Origin of the sequence: Candidatus Acidianus copahuensis, from assembly GCF_000632495.1 — an archaeon.
GTDB classification, from domain to species: Archaea; Thermoproteota; Thermoprotei_A; order Sulfolobales; family Sulfolobaceae; genus Acidianus; species Acidianus copahuensis.
In genome coordinates, this window is the sequence record NZ_JFZT01000048.1 from 86,708 (window position 1) to 102,445 (window position 15,738).

Annotated in this window: 19 protein-coding genes; 14 read left to right on the forward strand and 5 right to left on the reverse strand. The window is 34.5% G+C overall.

Annotated elements, in window-relative coordinates:
* The first annotated feature begins 1 nt into the window (after position 1).
* Entirely contained in the window at positions 2 to 460 is a 459-nt protein-coding gene (locus CM19_RS09240) for a 30S ribosomal protein S15 (RefSeq protein ID WP_048100158.1), read from the forward strand.
* 2 nt (positions 461 to 462) lie between these two features.
* On the opposite strand, the gene rnhA is transcribed toward CM19_RS09240, so the two are convergent.
* Positions 463 to 906, reverse strand: a complete 444-nt coding sequence (gene rnhA, locus CM19_RS09245; protein ID WP_048100159.1) for a ribonuclease HI — start codon at positions 904 to 906, stop codon at positions 463 to 465.
* Positions 903 to 1,271: a CbiX/SirB N-terminal domain-containing protein gene (locus CM19_RS09250; protein ID WP_048100160.1), complete on the reverse strand. Its 369-nt coding sequence runs from the start codon at positions 1,269 to 1,271 to the stop codon at positions 903 to 905. Before CM19_RS09250 ends, rnhA begins: the two co-directional genes overlap by 4 nt.
* A gap of 64 nt (positions 1,272 to 1,335) precedes the next feature.
* On the opposite strand from CM19_RS09250, the gene CM19_RS09255 reads away from it, so the two are divergent.
* The 6 genes from CM19_RS09255 (at position 1,336) to CM19_RS09280 (ending at position 4,880) form a co-directional block, all read left to right on the forward strand.
* Positions 1,336 to 1,974 carry a 30S ribosomal protein S6e gene (locus tag CM19_RS09255; protein WP_048100161.1) on the forward strand — a complete coding sequence of 213 codons (639 nt, stop codon included), beginning with the start codon at positions 1,336 to 1,338 and terminating at the stop codon, positions 1,972 to 1,974.
* 4 nt (positions 1,975 to 1,978) lie between these two features.
* On the forward strand, positions 1,979 to 3,226 hold the full coding sequence (locus tag CM19_RS09260) for a translation initiation factor IF-2 subunit gamma (protein ID WP_048100162.1): 1,248 nt from the start codon (positions 1,979 to 1,981) through the stop codon (positions 3,224 to 3,226).
* The gene (locus tag CM19_RS09265) at positions 3,190 to 3,630 is read left to right on the forward strand and encodes a type II toxin-antitoxin system VapC family toxin (protein ID WP_235185661.1); all 441 of its coding nucleotides are present in this window, start codon (positions 3,190 to 3,192) and stop codon (positions 3,628 to 3,630) included. Before CM19_RS09260 ends, CM19_RS09265 begins: the two co-directional genes overlap by 37 nt.
* 10 nt (positions 3,631 to 3,640) lie before the next feature.
* Positions 3,641 to 4,168, forward strand: a complete 528-nt coding sequence (locus tag CM19_RS09270) for a DNA-directed RNA polymerase (protein WP_048100164.1) — start codon at positions 3,641 to 3,643, stop codon at positions 4,166 to 4,168.
* 5 nt (positions 4,169 to 4,173) lie between these two features.
* On the forward strand, positions 4,174 to 4,374 hold the full coding sequence (gene spt4 / locus CM19_RS09275; RefSeq protein WP_048100276.1) for a transcription elongation factor subunit Spt4: 201 nt from the start codon (positions 4,174 to 4,176) through the stop codon (positions 4,372 to 4,374).
* Between the two features lie 98 nt (positions 4,375 to 4,472).
* On the forward strand, positions 4,473 to 4,880 hold the full coding sequence (locus tag CM19_RS09280) for a GTP-dependent dephospho-CoA kinase family protein (RefSeq protein WP_235185662.1): 408 nt from the start codon (positions 4,473 to 4,475) through the stop codon (positions 4,878 to 4,880).
* A gap of 166 nt (positions 4,881 to 5,046) precedes the next feature.
* Here CM19_RS09280 and CM19_RS09285 read toward each other — a convergent pair whose 3' ends face one another.
* A complete protein-coding gene (locus CM19_RS09285) occupies positions 5,047 to 7,308 on the reverse strand; it encodes a CDC48 family AAA ATPase (RefSeq protein ID WP_048100166.1) in 2,262 nt (753 codons plus the stop codon).
* Positions 7,309 to 7,359: 51 nt separating this feature from the next.
* Here CM19_RS09285 and rgy point away from each other — a divergent pair, with 51 nt between their 5' ends.
* Both rgy and CM19_RS09295 read left to right on the forward strand, forming a co-directional pair.
* Positions 7,360 to 11,049, forward strand: coding sequence for a reverse gyrase (rgy, locus tag CM19_RS09290; RefSeq protein WP_048100167.1), 3,690 nt, complete (start codon positions 7,360 to 7,362; stop codon positions 11,047 to 11,049).
* A gap of 5 nt (positions 11,050 to 11,054) precedes the next feature.
* Positions 11,055 to 11,924, forward strand: coding sequence for a carbon-nitrogen hydrolase family protein (locus CM19_RS09295; protein WP_048100277.1), 870 nt, complete (start codon positions 11,055 to 11,057; stop codon positions 11,922 to 11,924).
* Here the strand turns inward: CM19_RS09295 and CM19_RS09300 are convergent.
* Complete coding sequence (locus CM19_RS09300; RefSeq protein ID WP_048100168.1) at positions 11,908 to 12,240, reverse strand: 30S ribosomal protein S25e; 333 nt, start codon at positions 12,238 to 12,240, stop codon at positions 11,908 to 11,910. The two genes, CM19_RS09295 and CM19_RS09300, sit on opposite strands and share 17 nt — an antisense overlap.
* 44 nt (positions 12,241 to 12,284) lie before the next feature.
* On the opposite strand from CM19_RS09300, the gene CM19_RS09305 reads away from it, so the two are divergent.
* From CM19_RS09305 to CM19_RS09325, 5 genes are all read left to right on the forward strand, one after another.
* Positions 12,285 to 13,025 carry a TrmB family transcriptional regulator gene (locus tag CM19_RS09305; protein WP_048100169.1) on the forward strand — a complete coding sequence of 247 codons (741 nt, stop codon included), beginning with the start codon at positions 12,285 to 12,287 and terminating at the stop codon, positions 13,023 to 13,025.
* A gap of 45 nt (positions 13,026 to 13,070) precedes the next feature.
* Positions 13,071 to 13,217, forward strand: a complete 147-nt coding sequence (locus tag CM19_RS09310; protein ID WP_048100170.1) for a ribbon-helix-helix domain-containing protein — start codon at positions 13,071 to 13,073, stop codon at positions 13,215 to 13,217.
* A 90-nt stretch (positions 13,218 to 13,307) separates the two neighbouring features.
* On the forward strand, positions 13,308 to 14,084 hold the full coding sequence (locus CM19_RS09315) for a tRNA (adenine-N1)-methyltransferase (RefSeq protein WP_048100171.1): 777 nt from the start codon (positions 13,308 to 13,310) through the stop codon (positions 14,082 to 14,084).
* Between the two features lie 8 nt (positions 14,085 to 14,092).
* The gene (locus tag CM19_RS09320; protein WP_048100172.1) at positions 14,093 to 14,425 is read left to right on the forward strand and encodes a hypothetical protein; all 333 of its coding nucleotides are present in this window, start codon (positions 14,093 to 14,095) and stop codon (positions 14,423 to 14,425) included.
* Complete coding sequence (locus tag CM19_RS09325; RefSeq protein WP_048100173.1) at positions 14,422 to 15,384, forward strand: V0D/AC39 family V-type ATPase subunit; 963 nt, start codon at positions 14,422 to 14,424, stop codon at positions 15,382 to 15,384. Before CM19_RS09320 ends, CM19_RS09325 begins: the two co-directional genes overlap by 4 nt.
* On the opposite strand, the gene ubp is transcribed toward CM19_RS09325, so the two are convergent.
* A complete protein-coding gene (ubp, locus tag CM19_RS09330; RefSeq protein WP_048100174.1) occupies positions 15,367 to 15,693 on the reverse strand; it encodes a UBP family nucleoid-associated protein in 327 nt (108 codons plus the stop codon). The two genes, CM19_RS09325 and ubp, sit on opposite strands and share 18 nt — an antisense overlap.
* Positions 15,694 to 15,738 lie beyond the last annotated feature (45 nt).

Below are 15,738 nucleotides of genomic sequence, written 5' to 3' on the forward strand. Positions count from 1 at the left end.
AATGAATAAAAAAAGGGCAAGAGGCAAATCTCACTCAACTAGACCTGTTAGGGCGGGTTCTCCAAAGTGGGTGAGATTTACCAGAGAAGAAGTGGAGATGTTAATAGAGGAGCTAGCAAAGAGAGGATACGGATCTAGTATGATAGGCGTTATCTTAAGGGACCAATATGGTATACCTTTGGTAAAGCAGATAACAGGAAAGAAAGTGAGTGTAATTCTCCAGGAAAAAGGGTTATCTCCTCAAATTCCAGAAGATCTATTTAATCTAATTAGAAAAGCTGTTAATGTTAGAAGACATTTAGTAGAATATCCTAAAGATAAAGTATCAAAGAAAGGATTAGAGGAAATAGAATCTAAAATAAGAAGATTAGTAAATTACTATAGAGTTACTGGAAAACTTCCCGCTAACTGGCGTTATGATCCAGCAGCAGCAGAACTATTAATAGCCTCCTCATCTTAGAGCTATTCGCACCCAATTTTTTTGATTTTTCCTTTAATTGCTAGTTCATAAGCTTTTCTTGTCAGTTCATCAGCAATGCTGTTTTCTGTTCTTGGAACCCATTGGAATTTGATATAATCCATGCTTTTAACAATATCAATTACTTTTTTATAGATCTGATATATTCTTTGAGACTTTACTCTATATTCCCCATTAATTTGTCTTATAACTAGCTGGCTGTCTCCTCTTATTATAGCACTCTTGATACCTAGCTCTAATAGCTTTGTTAGCAAACAATATATCCCCATATATTCTGCTACATTATTTGTCGAGTCCTTGCTCCAAGGTTCTGCGGCCAAGCCGTATCCTTCTATTTGTTTGTTATCGATGAATATGACATAACCATAAGTAGCTATACCACCAGGGTTTTTAGGCTCACATAATCCGTCAAAATTTGCTATTATCATAACGTTTCTTCTATTCTTTCCCTTAATATATCTGCGATTCTCTTATCTACTCCAATTGGTTTAGTTATTCTTATTTCAATTTGTTTATTAGAAAATATTATTTTATTATTTTCTATTCCTATTAACTTAGGTATATCTCTATAAAAATGCATACCAGCTGCGAAAAGCAAAGGTACTACTACTATTTTATCAACTCCTTTTGATGCTAGAGACTCTGTAGCCTCCCTCAAAGTTGGTTTATTGAATTCTAGAAATCCATATTCAACAAAGTCAAAATAACTAGTAAGAAGATCCTTATATTTTTCAGCTATATCGCTCCATTCATCAATTCTGCTACCATGAAGAGCTAAAAGTACGCCAATCATATACAAGTCTATAACTTCGAGTTTATATACTTGTGTCTTAATACCAAAATGAAAGGTGATACAGTTGGCGGACTTTAAAATTGTCATCTCGGACCCAGCTTCTAAGAAGGTTAAGCAAATGAAAATTAAGGCAAAGGCAGACGAAAGTATTCAGTCTGTAGAAGGCGAAAAAGAAGGAAAAAACGTACCACTTGGCAAGATTAATAGTAAGACTAAACAGGCTTTAGGTGTGGAGAATTTTGTTTCTCTCTCCGTAATAAGGAAGGAAGGAGATAAGATTGTTAATGTAAAGGTTCACCTCTTAGTTCAAGTGGACGAAAATATCCCTGATAATGAGATTCATGTTAATAAAACAGTAGCTGAGAAGCTAGGAGGAGATGAGTTAGTTGTTACTGCGTATAGAACTAAAGCATTTCAGTTATCCTTAGATCAGAGCAAGTTGAATCTCTTCGGCATAAAGATAAACGACGAAATTACGCTAGATATCTCGGGAACTAGTCTGAAACTTAAAGTGACAGGTGGTTCCGATAATACCGGGTTTCCAATGAGGCCAGATGTTTCCGGTCCTGCAAAGAGGAGAATATTACTCTCAGATAAACCAGGTTTCATTCCAGAAGAAGATGGAGAGAGGAGAAGAAAGACAGTTAGAGGAGATACTATAAGCAATGAAATAGTCCAAATAAATGCTGTAATTTTAAGGTGATTTTTTGGCTTGGCCTAAGGTTCAACCAGAAGTCAATATAGGAGTCGTGGGTCATGTAGATCATGGTAAGACTACTTTGGTCCAAGCTCTGACAGGGATTTGGACTTCCAAGCATTCAGAGGAACTAAAACGTGGTATGACAATAAAACTAGGCTATGCCGAAGCTAGTTTTGGATTTTGCAAGTCATGTAGAAAGCCGGATGGATATGTGAATGAGGAATCATGTAGACAATGCGGAAGCGATGAAGAACCAGAGTTTCTTAGACGAGTGTCATTTCTAGATGCGCCAGGACACGAAGTGCTTATGGCAACAATGTTATCAGGTACAGCCATATTAGATGGAGCAATTCTAGTAGTTGCGGCAAATGAACATTTTCCTCAACCACAAACTAGAGAACATTTTGTAGCACTTGGAATAGTTGGTGTAAAAAATCTAATAATTGTCCAGAATAAGGTAGATGTAGTCTCAAAGGAAGAGGCAATTGACCAGTATCGTCAAATCCAAGATTTCCTAAAGGGAAGTTGGGCAGAAGGAACACCAATAGTCCCAGTTAGCGCTCTCCATAAAATTAACATTGATGCATTAATTCAAGCCATTCAAGATAAGATACCCACTCCAGTTAGAGATGAGACTAAAGTCCCAATAATGCTAGCAGTGAGGAGCTTTGATGTGAATAAACCTGGGACAAATGTTAGAGATATGGTTGGTGGAATAATCGGAGGAAGTATTTTACAAGGTGTTTTCAAGATAGGTCAAGACGTAAAAATTGTACCTGGTATTAGACTTGAAAATCGGGGAAAAGTCCTTTATGAACCTATATACACTAAAGTATTCTCGCTAAGATTTGGGGACTTAGAAGTTAAGGAAGCAAGGCCTGGAGGCTTAGTAGCTATGGGAACGTTTCTAGATCCATCGATAACTAAAGGCGATAGTCTTGTAGGTAATGTAATAATTGATGCAAAATCTAGCATTCAAGTTTTGTCAAGGCTTAGGTTTACCTATTCATTACTTGAGAGAGTTGTAGGTAGTAAAGAAATGGTAAAGGTAGAACCAATAAGGTCTAAGGAAAACCTCATGATAACTCTAGGTTCATCTACAACTCTAGGAGTAGTAACATCAGCGAAGTCAGATGAGATAGAAGTAGAGCTTAGAAAGCCTGTTGCTGTATGGGAAAATAAAGTTAGACTAGTTATAAGTAGACAGATAGGTGGGAGGTGGAGGCTTGTAGGATGGGGTCAGGTAATTCTATAGGAATTTTAGTAGACACTAATATATTATTATATGTATACGATGGTTTAGATCCTTTTTGGAAAATTATAGATTATTTCGATTATAAGCCAAATTTTTATGTTCATAAAGTTACTATTATGGAGTTAAATAAATTATTGGAAAAATACAGCGGTTCTATTCTTATGCAGAAAAAAATAAGGCTGGCATTAGGTTATCTAGAAGTTAATAGTCAAAATTGGAAAGAAATATCTCAGCCTGAAGGAAATTATCAAGTCGATGATATATTGCTAGATACTGCATCTTTATACAATTTAGCAATTTTTACTAACGATAAAAATCTAAAAAGGAAGGCTCTGTCTAAAGGCCTAAAGATAATTTTCTTGAAGGGAAAAGGCAAAATTATAAAATCATATTTCCCTATCTAAGCTGATAGACATGTTTAAAGTTATTAAGGCAAAGGGAGTTGTTAGAATACCTCCAGAGTACTTTGGTGAAGACCTTAATCATATTGCACTTAACATTCTTAAAAGTGAATACCAGGAACGGTTATTTAAAGATTTAGGACTAGTTTTAGGCATACTTAATGCGAATGTTAGCGAAGAAGGAATGATAGTTTTCGGAGATGGAGCTACATATCATGAAGTGGAGTTTGAACTCTTGACTTTTGTACCTACAATCCAAGAGATAATAGAAGGCCCTATAGTCCAGGTAGATAATTATGGGATATATGTAAATATGGGGCCAATGGACGGTTTGGTACATGTTTCTCAGATTGGTGATGATAACTTTAAGTTCGATAATGTCAGAGGAATTTTAGTCGGTGAAAAATCCAAGAAAACATATCAGAAAGGTGATATAGTAAGAGCTAGAGTAGTTACAATTTCTTCAGCATCCTCTTCTGGGAAGATGCCTAGAATAGGTCTTACAATGAGGCAATTAGGACTTGGAAAATTAGGGAAGTGATAGTTATGCCAAGCTCAAGTGTGTTTAAGGCTTGTAAAAACTGCAAGGCTCTAGTTCCTTTAGAACAGGATATATGCCCTGTATGTGGGGGAAATTCATTTGCTAAAGATTGGGATGGTATGATAATAATAGTAAGCGAGAAATCAGAATTAGCCAACCTTATTGAGGCTAAGAAACCTTGGAGATATGCAATCAATCTAAAGTAGATATATGTTTTGTAGTTCAAGGCAAGGTTAGAGAAGAATTAAGAAGGCCCTATGGTATTCTTTTTACCAGAAAAGATAACTTAATAAGCTTTATTTTAATGTTTAAAAGAATTATAAGTGTTGGCGACGTAGTTACAAGCTACTTAGTTAAAGAGGGTATAATACCATTTTTGTCGATAATTGATGGTAAAACTAAGAGACAAGTCTATGTTAACAATATAGCTGATTCCAAGACGATACATTTACGTAATGAGCCAGGCGTAATAAGGTTAAGCGTTATGGAAAGAATTAGAAAAATATTGGATGATAATAAGAAAAGCACGTTACTTATAGATGGCGAAGAGGATCTATTAGTTATACCCGCCGTTATGTATGGTCATATAGATGATGTTATAGTATATGGGCAACCTAATGTAGGAGCTGTAGGTTTAGAAGTCTCGGATATAATGAGATGGAGAGTTAAAGATTTACTCTCAAAATTTATTGTTAAAAAATGTAACGAGTAACCTTAATTGATTTGAAATTAATATAATTTTTATGCTTAAAATTTAGTTTTAAATATTGATAAAAATAACTAGTAATACAGCTTTGAACTAAAGCTAGCATTTATATATCAGGCCTGCGCGAGCTCATCACCATTCAGACCTTTCGAGCCTCTTCATCTGTGAAAAATTAAATTATAGTAGATCTTTTTAGTTCTTTTGACAGCCTTTCATATCTTTCTATATCAGCTTTGGATAGGCTTGGAGCTACAGTTTTTAGAGCTTCTTCGAAATGTTTCATACTGACCTTTCCTTCAGTTTTCTCCATACACCTTCTCATTTCTTTGTTATAACATTCATCTACTAATTTTTCATTCGAGGTGCATTCTGATTTAGCTTTTTGATCGCACTTATAAGAAATTTCTCTTAGCATATTCATTGTAGCTTCTCTAACCAATGCTTCTATATCTGCCCCCGTATATCCTTCAGTCTTCTCAGCAACCGTTTCAAGATTTACATCAGTATCCAATGGGACATTTCTAGTATGAACCTTAAGTATATCTAATCTAGCAACTTTATCTGGAGGTGGAACATAAATTAGTCTATCGAATCTTCCAGGCCTCAATAGAGCTGGATCAAGTATATCTGGTCTATTAGTAGCGGCAATAACTACGACTTTATTTAGAGCTGTAACTCCATCCATCTCAGCTAATAGTTGATTTACCATTCTTTCCGTAACTCCGCTGTCATGAGAGAATCCCCTAGTAGGAGCTATAGAATCTATCTCATCAAAGAAAATAACTGTAGGCGATGTTTGTCTAGCTCTCTTGAATATCTCTCTTATCGCTTTTTCACTTTCTCCAACCCACTTTGACAATACCTCAGGTCCTCTTACGGCTATGAAGTTTGCCCCACTCTCTGTAGCTACAGCCTTAGCCAGCATTGTCTTTCCAGTACCAGGAGGACCGTAAAGTAAAACTCCTTTTGGTGCTCTTATTCCAGATTTGCTAAAGACATCTGGGAATTTGATTTGCCATTCTACAGCCTCTTTTAATTGCTGCTTAACGTTATCTAGACCGCCTATATCTATCCATTTTACCTTTGGAACTTCTACATATACTTCTCTAAGTAAAGTAGGTTGTATTGTCTTCATAGCATCTCTAAAATCATCAGCCGTAACTTGAAGTTCCTTAAGTACCTCAGCGGGAATTTGCCCTTGATCCAAATTTATGTTTTTAACGTTTATAAATCTCCTTAACGCGCTTAGAGCAGCTTCCTTAGCTAAAGCTGCTAAATCCGCACCGGTATAACCGTTAGTAGTTTCGGCTATTTCATCTAATACTTTGTCCCTTTGCTGCTCATCTATAGGCATATTTCTTGTATGAACTTGTAAAATTTCTTTTCTTGCCTTTGTATCTGGAGGCCTGATCTCGATTTCTCTATCAAATCTTCCTGGTCTTCTTAATGCTGGATCTACCGCGTCAACTCTATTAGTAGCCCCTATTACAACAATTTTCCCCCTTCCTTTTATACCATCCATTAATGTGAGAAGTTGTGCGACAACTCTCTTTTCTACCTCTCCTGTAACTTCCTCTCTTTTAGGAGCTATGGCATCAATCTCGTCTATAAAGATTATAGAAGGGGCATTTTTTTCAGCTTCATCGAATATTTGTCTTAACCTCTCTTCACTTTCACCGTAGAATTTGCTCATAATTTCTGGACCGTTTATTGAAACAAAATATGCCCCAATTTCGCTAGCTAATGCCTTAGCTAGAAGGGTTTTACCTACACCAGGAGGACCGTAAAGTAAAACTCCTTTTGGTGGCTCTATTCCGAGCCTTTGGAAAAGTTCTGGATGCTTCATGGGAAGTTCAACAATTTCTCTTATCCTTTCTTTGACATCATCCAGATCCCCTATGTCCTCCCAAGTTACTTTAGGATGTCCAGTTTCACCTTTTACTGGTTCTTCTCTAATCTCAAGTTGAGTTGAAGAATCAATGAAAACGTAATTACTTGGCTGGGTATTGACAACTATTAGTTCCAGCTCTCCAGTATATACCGGAACTGGAATCGTTTCTCCCTTTACTAATGGTCTATACATTAACTGGTCTTTTACATAATCGATAAAACTCTCATCAAATCTTATTTGTTGAGTTGGAGCCAACACAATCTTTGTAGCCTTTTCGACCTTTGTCTTTTTTACTGTAACTTCGTCTCCGATTCCTACGCCTATAGTTTTCCTTACATAACCGTCAATGCGTATTTCGTTATTCTGTATATCATATAGTGGCATGGCCTGGACAAGGGATGAACCACTAGGTCCAATAATTTCAATATAATCCCCCGTAGAGATGCCAAGTCTGTTCATTGTATCTTCTGAAAGCCTAGCTATCTTTCTTCCTATATCCCTCTGCCTAGCCTCGGATACTCTAAGCTTAATGTTCTGTGACATAGGTTAGGATTACTCAACCTTTTAAATAAGTCTTATTCACAAACTGTAGTTATGGGAAGAGACGATATTCCATTAGCTACATATCTAAACTCATGCCCAAATTGTGGGGGGGATATTACTACACTTAAACTTTTAGCAGGATCCGCTTGTGATAGATGTGTTCCTGAGGAAAGAACATTCAACTCTATTCAGGATCTAATATTATTTTTAGACTCTACGGATAAACTAGATCGTCTTAACAATGTCAGACAATTATTAGGCGATCTAGAAAAAGTCAGTAATTTATTCGTTAAAATTTTGGGTTCCCCTCCTCTAGGTCCTCAAAGATCTTGGATCATAAGAGCTCTAAGAGGAGAGAGTTTTGCTGTCGTTGCCCCTCCAGGTTTAGGAAAGACAACTTTTGGTACAATAATGTCTCTCTTCTACTATATGAAAGGAAAGAAGAGTCTGATGATTTTTCCAACTAAGACGCTAGTAACTCAGGTAGCTCAGCGACTTACATCTATGAGCAAAAATCTCGGTAGTACCTCGCCTAAATTAGCGTATTATTACTCTGGATTAACATCTTCTCAAAAACAAGAATTTATAACTAGCCTCGAGTCAGAGGACTTTGACGTTCTTATATCTACGTCCAGATATATCATGAAAAATATCGGTAATATAGAAAAATATAATTATAATTATCTTTTTGTTGACGATGTAGATTCGGTATTGAAATCAAGTAAAAGCGCCAATGTAATTTTACGTCTTGTTGGTTTTACTGATAATGATGTAATCTCAGTTAAGGAACTTCTCAAAGAATCTAGAAATAATTATGAGGAAGCTTATGAGAAAATAAGTAAGATAAAAGAGAAGAAAATTAAGGATAAAATAGCAATATTTTCTTCCGCGACTATAACGAAGGGAAATCCTGTTTTCTCATCTCTCATGGGATTTAAACCTGGAAGTGCAGTGATATATCTTAGGAATGTAATAGACTCATACGTTCAAAGCGATCAAGATCAAATATCGCTCATAAATTCTCTAGTTCAAAAATTAGGCTCAGGAGGAATTATCTATGTTCCTGTAGATAAGGGAATTAAGTATGCTAAGGAACTTGCTAGTAATATACATCAAATAAAGTCAGCAGTAATAACATCCAATTCTACTTCAAAGCTCGAAAAATTTGAGTCTGGAGAAATTGATGTACTGATAGGTACTGCAACTCATTATGGAATTCTGGTAAGAGGTATTGATTTACCTTGGAGAGTTAGATATGCCATTTTTGCAGGTATTCCTAAATTTCAATTTAAAATAGGCGAAACGATGCATCCTCTAGCCATGTTAAAGATGCTTACTCTCATTTCTCTAGTTTCAAGGAATCAAGATGTCACTAGAATTCTTAGAATAGTTAGAGGTAGGCTAAGGAATATATCTACAATGTCTTTAGCTTTATTGGCTAAAGACATAAAAGAAGAAAAGATCAACGATAAATATATAGAAGAAGCGTATAAAATTGTAAATAAATATCTTTCAGATAATTCTATGCTAGAAAAGATTTCTGAGATTGGCGAGATGTCTATAAATAACGGATACGTTTCAGTCCCGGACTATCTAACATATATTCAAGCCAGTGGAAGAACTTCTAGAATATTTGGAGGCGAACTCACTACAGGTTTATCAGTAGTACTTGTAGACAACCTTAAGTTGTTTGATTTACTAAAAAGAAGACTTTCCTTAGTCTTGGAAGATGTAAGTTGGAATAATTTGGATTTAAATAGTTGGAAAGTTGGAGATAGAAATTTAGATGATATACTAAATAAAATAGATTCCGAACGTGAAAATATCAGTAAAATCAAGAAGGAAGGATTTCTAGAATCTGCCCCCATGAAAAAGATTAAGACAATTCTATTTGTTGTAGAATCTCCAAATAAGGCAAAAACAATCTCAAATTTCTTTTCTAAACCAAGCGTTAGGGATTTCAATGGTTTGAGAGTTTATGAGACAGTAATTGGAGATAAAGTGTTAATGGTTACGGCTAGTGGAGGTCATATTTACGATCTTACAACAAAAAATCTAGGTATTCATGGTATAGAAATAGAACAGAATAGCGAGCTAACGTTTATACCGTACTACAATACAATTAAGAGATGTGCCAAAGGCCATCAGTTTACTGAAGCTAACGATGGAAAGTGTCCAACGTGCGGTTCTTTAGTAGTAAGGGATAAGAGGGATACCGTGAACTTATTATCGCAATTGGCTATTGAGGCTGATGAAATCCTAGTCGGGACAGATCCTGATGTTGAAGGAGAGAAAATTGCGTGGGACATCTATTTTTCACTTAGACCTTTTAACAAGGAAATTAAGAGAGCCGAGTTTCACGAAGTTACAAGAAAGGCTATTGTTGAAGCAATTAATAACTCGAGATCTTTTTCCGCTCCAATGCTTCGTTCCCAAATTGTTAGAAGGATCGAAGACAGGTGGATCGGATTTAGTCTCTCTATCAAGTTACAAAAGAATTTTTGGCCAGAGTATTGCAGTAATATAGTATTATCACAAACATGTAATGATAATAGGAACCTAAGCGCTGGAAGAGTTCAAACTCCGGTTCTAGGTTGGGTCATAGGTCGTTACATGAATTATGAGAAATCCAAGCGTAAAGTGTACGTAGTTAAGTTTCTAAATAATTTGTCTGTTCTGATTCCTAGACAAGGAAATATCAATAAAAAAACTAAATTCAATGTAAGGGTCGATAGTGTTTCTAAGGTCGAAGATAAGTTTGGTCCTCTTCCCCCATATACTACTGATACACTGTTATCTGACGCATCTAACCTTTATAGCATATCTGCACCGGAAACCATGAGGGTAGCTCAAGATCTCTTCGAATCAGGTCTTATTACTTATCATAGAACTGATAGTACTAGGATATCTAGTATTGGAATATTTATTGCTGAATCTTATCTAAAGCAACAATTAGGAGATAAATATAAGGAAATTTTTAAACCGAGAAGCTGGGGAGAAGGAGGTGCACATGAAGCTATACGACCTACAAAGCCCTTAGACGAGAAACAATTAAGAGCAATGATAGAGGAAGGAGAATTACAACTTCCAAAAAGATTTTCTATCAATCATTATAGAGTTTATGATCTGATATTTTCAAGGTTTATCTCTAGTCAGATTATTCCATTAACACTTATCAAGTTAAACATTAAAGTAAGAGCTTTCTTTAAGGATAATGAGCTTAAGCTAGAGAATAATAACCTCGATATGGTAATGGAAGTTAGGTTAGGATCAGACACAGATCTAAGCAGACTCTCTTTATATTTTCCTAGGATTTATTTTTCAATGAGGGAATCTACACATCAGGATTCTATCAAAAAGATTATGAACTGTAGTAATGGATGCGATTTTCAAGGCCAAGTAACATCATCTTTTCTGAAAAGTGATCATCAACTCTATACTCAAGGTGAACTTATAACTGAAATGAAGAATAAAGGAATCGGTAGACCTAGTACGTATGCAACAATTATCTCTACTCTAATAAAAAGAATGTATATAATAGAATCCAGAAATGCTAAAAGACTTATTCCATCTAAACTAGGGATAAGTGTGTATAACTTTTTAAATACTAATTATCACAATTTGGTTTCAGAAGAAAGAACTAAGATTCTTTTGGATATGATGGATGAAATTGAAGAAGGGAAGATCGATTACAGACAAGTATTAAAGCAATTATATAACGAGATCCAAAGTATTGGGTGAATAAGATGTTAATCTCTTTGACGTACATAAAGCTTAAGGAGATGTATAGAAAACATAACATAGAAAAGGCAAAAAAATTAATAAAGATGGCGAAGGACAAAGGAGCTAAACTGGTAGTTCTTCCATCGTTATTTCCCGTTGGAAATACTTTTGAGGTTTATAATAACGAGAAAAAAATGCGTAGTGTAGTGAAAAATTTAGCTGAAAAGATTCCTGGAAACTCAACTGACGCTCTTGTAAAATTAGCTATGGAAGGGGAGGTATACTTAATAGCAGGTCCTTTACTTGAGCAAGCTGGTCCTAAGATATTTTTAACAACTTTAATTATTTCTCCTGATGGGGAAATTATAGGTAAATATAGAAAAATTTTGATGTCAGAAAAAGATATAAGAATTGGTATAGCAGGAGGAAAAGAACCTCTATATGTCGTTCTTGACAAAAAGTACGGAGTTATATCGGAGGACGATTTACTTTCTCCAGAAATTAGTAGAATATTAGCCTTCGAAGGATCTCAAACGATTATAAGTACAGTAAGACCTACATCAAAAAGGCAAGATATTGTCAAACATATAGCTATTACAAGAGCTATCGAAAATAACATATCGTATTTGGTTAACGGCGAACTTGTCGAGAATGAAGATGGTGAAATAATTGGTTATTCTCCTACTTTTATAGCTACGTCGGAATCCTTGATATATAAAGAAGCTGAAGAAGAAGACTCAATTCTTCTTGTAGAAAGTACTACTATAACACAAAACAAAGAAAATATAATATCGAGACTAGCAGGAGTTGAAGGTATAATAGGAGGCCTATGTAAAAGCATTAAAAAGAATAGAATAATAGGGGAAAAGACAGTAGCTAAGACTGAACGCTAATATATACTGCTGTTCTTTTATTCTTAAAATTCTCCTTAATTATACCTTGGTTATTTAAATCCTTCAATATTCTCTTTGCTACGCTTACTGAGATATTTGCTTTGGTAGCTAAGGTATAAGGAGTAATAATTTTCTCTTTCTTTATTTCCTCTTCAACTCTTTTTATCATATCATTACCTATAACCACGTTCTTAGATATGACTTCACTTCCTGTTTTGCTTGACTTCTTCTTTCCTTTTGTCTGTTGTTGAGCATCAGTTTCTTTTTTCATCTTTTTTTCTATATTACTTATTGGTTTTTTTGAAACTCCGCCCATTGCTTACCCTAATCTTTAATCTTTCTTTTGGCAATATAAGTTATATGGAAAATAGCACTATAGAAGATCTGCTTGCTAGAGTTTCCAAATTCGCATCTATTCTTGGAATATCTAGATCTGAACTAAAAGTATATTCATTTCTTTTACTTGAGGGGCAGATGACAGCTAGAGATGTTTCCAAAAAGCTCAGTATTTCATATACAAAAATTTATACTATACTTTCAAAGCTAGAAGAAAGAGGGTGGATTAAGAAGCTAGGCAAAAAGCCAGCAGTATATGAGGCTATTTCATTAAGAGATTTATGGTCTAGTGTTAAGAGATTAATTGAAATCAAAGTAAATGAGTTTGAGAAGGAATTTATAGAGCCCCTATCATCTATATTACCTACCTCTTCAACCTACAATGTTATACTCATACCTAGCTCAAAATTAAAAGAAACTATTATAAACACTCTAAGTGATGGAAATAAATTCCTTATTGCGATATCTTTTCAAGAGCTATTAGACGAAAACGTTATTGAAACTATTAAAGTCAAAGCATTTCACTCTACAGTTAAATTAATTGTTCCAGATAGCTTTGGTTTAGAATTACCTGGTGTAGAGATTAAAAAATTAAATAATATGTTTGGTAGTGGAATAATAACGAGTTCAAGTGTTCTTCTTATATTAAGAAATGTTGATAAGCTATCTGGCTTACTTTCTAATCACAAGTATATCGTAGATATTGCGTCAGTTTACTTTAACCATATATGGGAGCAGGCATCTAAAGGGGCGAATACTTTGTAATAATTCTTAAAAGTGTTAGAGAGGTATTAGCATATTCGATCTTTAATGAAAATAATAACTGTGAAACTACCAGAGCAGTTTCTGGAATCTATAGACGAGTTAGTAAATACAGGTAGATATGAGTCAAGAAGTGAAGTAATAAGAGCTGCAATAAGTGACTTTATTAGGAAAGAATTATGGATAAAGGAATAATGATGATGGCTGGTATTATTGATTTGGTGATATGAGACACCAATACTGAAATAAGGTAAAGTTTTTAATTGTTCTAACTTTCTAAATTCCGTGCCATTAAAGGAAGGAGATATTGTAACGATTTGGATCGATCCCAAGAGAGTATTTCTTATGAAAATAGAACAAGGTAAAAGATTAGATACAGATAGAGGATATATATTGCATGACGACCTAATAGGAAAAGAATATGGGGAAAAAATTGCAATGAGTAAAGGTAATGCTTATCTTCTTAAACCAATTCCTACTGACATATATAGTAGTCTTCCAAGACCTTCTCAAGTTCTTTACCCAAAGGATATAGGTTATATACTTTACTCATCGGGAGTAGAACCTGATTCGCTAGTAATTGAATCCGGTACTGGATCTGGATTTCTTACCATAGCTCTAGCTTATTTTTTAGGGGATAACGGGAGAATTATAAGCTACGATATTAGAGAAGATATGCAGAAAAGAGCATTATTCAATTTATCAATATTGAACCTCTCAAATAGGGTCACGTTTAAATTAAAGGATATACGGAATGGAATAGAAGAGCAAGAAGTAGACGCAGTATTTTTAGACATGCCTGATCCGTGGAATGCCATATCTCCTATTTATCCTTCTTTAAAGTCCTCTGGTTCACTAGTAGTTTTTGTACCTACAGTAAATCAGGTTGAGAAGACATATTTATCTATGAAAAACAATGGATTCGTTGATCTCCATGCTGAGGAACTTATTCTTAGAGAATATCAGGTAAAAGAAAACGCTGTTAGGCCAAAAAATATAGGGGTTATGCATACAGGCTATCTGATTAGAGGAAGGAAATTTATAAAAGAGAACAGAAATTGACATATACAATGACAAATTCTAACCTTGAAGATTACGCAAAGGTTATAGTTGAATTTGAACAAGAAGTTAAGAAAATAAAATTAAGTACTGCCGAGGACTCAAAGAGACTTATAGAGTTAGCCCAACAAATATCATTACAAATGGAAACAGAGGCTAAGAAAGTTTTTGATGAAATAGTATCTAATATAGAGGAAGAAAAACAAGATATTATAAACGACATGAGAAAAAGAGCATCGGAAGAAAGAGAACTCAAAATTAATAAAATGAGAAAATCTGCAGAAAAAAATCTCGAAAGAGCTGTTGAAGAGGTTTTAAATGAGATAAAAGGTGCATTTAAGTGAGTTTCGTATCCATGGCATATATAACCTCTATTTCTAGGCTGTACAAATCCAAAACTTTATCAAGAAGTTTGATAACCGAGATTCTATCTCAAAGTGACTGGAAAGAAGTTATGGAAATACTAAAAGAAAGAGGATTTATTGACGATATACCTTACGATATTTCTGATGCGGAAGTAATACTTAGAGAAAGAGCCATTAATTCCTTAACAAAATTACTGAATCTATTTAAATCTGTAAAAATTTCATCAGATATTGTTAATTTATATTATTATGTTTTAACACTAGATGAGTTCAAAACTTATGTCTCTTCAGTTTATAATAAGACCAAAATTCCTAAACTATATTTTCTTAAGCTTGATATGTCCGCGTCAAGTATAGATGAGCTTCAGGGAACTACAAGGAATAGTATTTATGGTGACGCACTTAACTATGCTATTTCTAAATCTCCAAAAGATCTGTCTCAATTGACTTCTTTACTAGACTATTTTTTCATTGAGAAATTATCAGCTGTCGTTGAAACTCTAAAAGGAGATTGGAAAGCGTCAGCAGATTCTATAATATGTGCATACAAGGATTACTATTCAATAAGTTTGGCTATCCGACAAAAGCTAACTTCTAATGCCATATGTCAAATAAACCAGGATCTAATAAAGGATCTAGCAAACTCAACTACTACAGATGAGGTTTTAGACGGTCTTAGAAGATCCCCTTATTCTAAGTTTATGAATCTAAGTAACATATACGTAGCGCTTTCGTCATTAAATAAATTGGCAAAATCTTACGCTAGAAGAGGAGCCATAGATTCGTTTATGGGCTCGCCCTTCTCTCCTATAACAGCTCTTGGTATATCAGAAATTATTAGGCTTGATTTAGAAGATTTAATAATTATCTTAAATGGTCTAAAGCTAGGGATAAGTAAAGACGAGATAAAAGATAAGCTATCATTTCAAATGATTTAGAAGCTCATTATCAATTATGTAATCTCTCTCCTCCTTAATGATCGTAACTTCTGGGAGTCTTGGAGGATCAGGAAGGTTGTTTGCAGGCTTTTTTTTACCTAGATAAATCCATTTAATTTTCCCATTAATTTTCTGAAGTTTATACCAATATTTCCCTATATAGATATATTTTTTATCATTTCTATAGACTATATGAAATGGTTTAAGATATATATCAGAACCTTTAATAAATGTATTATATTCATAAACTTCCTGTTTTAATTTAGACAAGATCTCATCAAAACTTTTCTCGTCTATTTTTACTAGCATTCTTATACCTGCGTTTTTATTTTTAAGAATGTTTAGAGATATATC

Coding starts and splice junctions, on each gene's coding strand:
- rgy (WP_048100167.1), top strand. CDS start 7,360: ATGGGAAGAGACGATATTCCATTAGCTACATATCTAAACTCATGCCCA.
- CM19_RS09285 (WP_048100166.1), bottom strand. CDS start 7,308: ATGTCACAGAACATTAAGCTTAGAGTATCCGAGGCTAGGCAGAGGGAT.
- ubp (WP_048100174.1), bottom strand. CDS start 15,693: ATGCTAGTAAAAATAGACGAGAAAAGTTTTGATGAGATCTTGTCTAAA.
- CM19_RS09300 (WP_048100168.1), bottom strand. CDS start 12,240: ATGGGCGGAGTTTCAAAAAAACCAATAAGTAATATAGAAAAAAAGATG.
- spt4 (WP_048100276.1), top strand. CDS start 4,174: ATGCCAAGCTCAAGTGTGTTTAAGGCTTGTAAAAACTGCAAGGCTCTA.
- CM19_RS09320 (WP_048100172.1), top strand. CDS start 14,093: ATGACAAATTCTAACCTTGAAGATTACGCAAAGGTTATAGTTGAATTT.
- CM19_RS09270 (WP_048100164.1), top strand. CDS start 3,641: ATGTTTAAAGTTATTAAGGCAAAGGGAGTTGTTAGAATACCTCCAGAG.
- CM19_RS09250 (WP_048100160.1), bottom strand. CDS start 1,271: ATGATTGGCGTACTTTTAGCTCTTCATGGTAGCAGAATTGATGAATGG.
- rnhA (WP_048100159.1), bottom strand. CDS start 906: ATGATAATAGCAAATTTTGACGGATTATGTGAGCCTAAAAACCCTGGT.
- CM19_RS09280 (WP_235185662.1), top strand. CDS start 4,473: ATGTTTAAAAGAATTATAAGTGTTGGCGACGTAGTTACAAGCTACTTA.
- CM19_RS09305 (WP_048100169.1), top strand. CDS start 12,285: ATGGAAAATAGCACTATAGAAGATCTGCTTGCTAGAGTTTCCAAATTC.
- CM19_RS09295 (WP_048100277.1), top strand. CDS start 11,055: ATGTTAATCTCTTTGACGTACATAAAGCTTAAGGAGATGTATAGAAAA.
- CM19_RS09240 (WP_048100158.1), top strand. CDS start 2: ATGAATAAAAAAAGGGCAAGAGGCAAATCTCACTCAACTAGACCTGTT.
- CM19_RS09310 (WP_048100170.1), top strand. CDS start 13,071: ATGAAAATAATAACTGTGAAACTACCAGAGCAGTTTCTGGAATCTATA.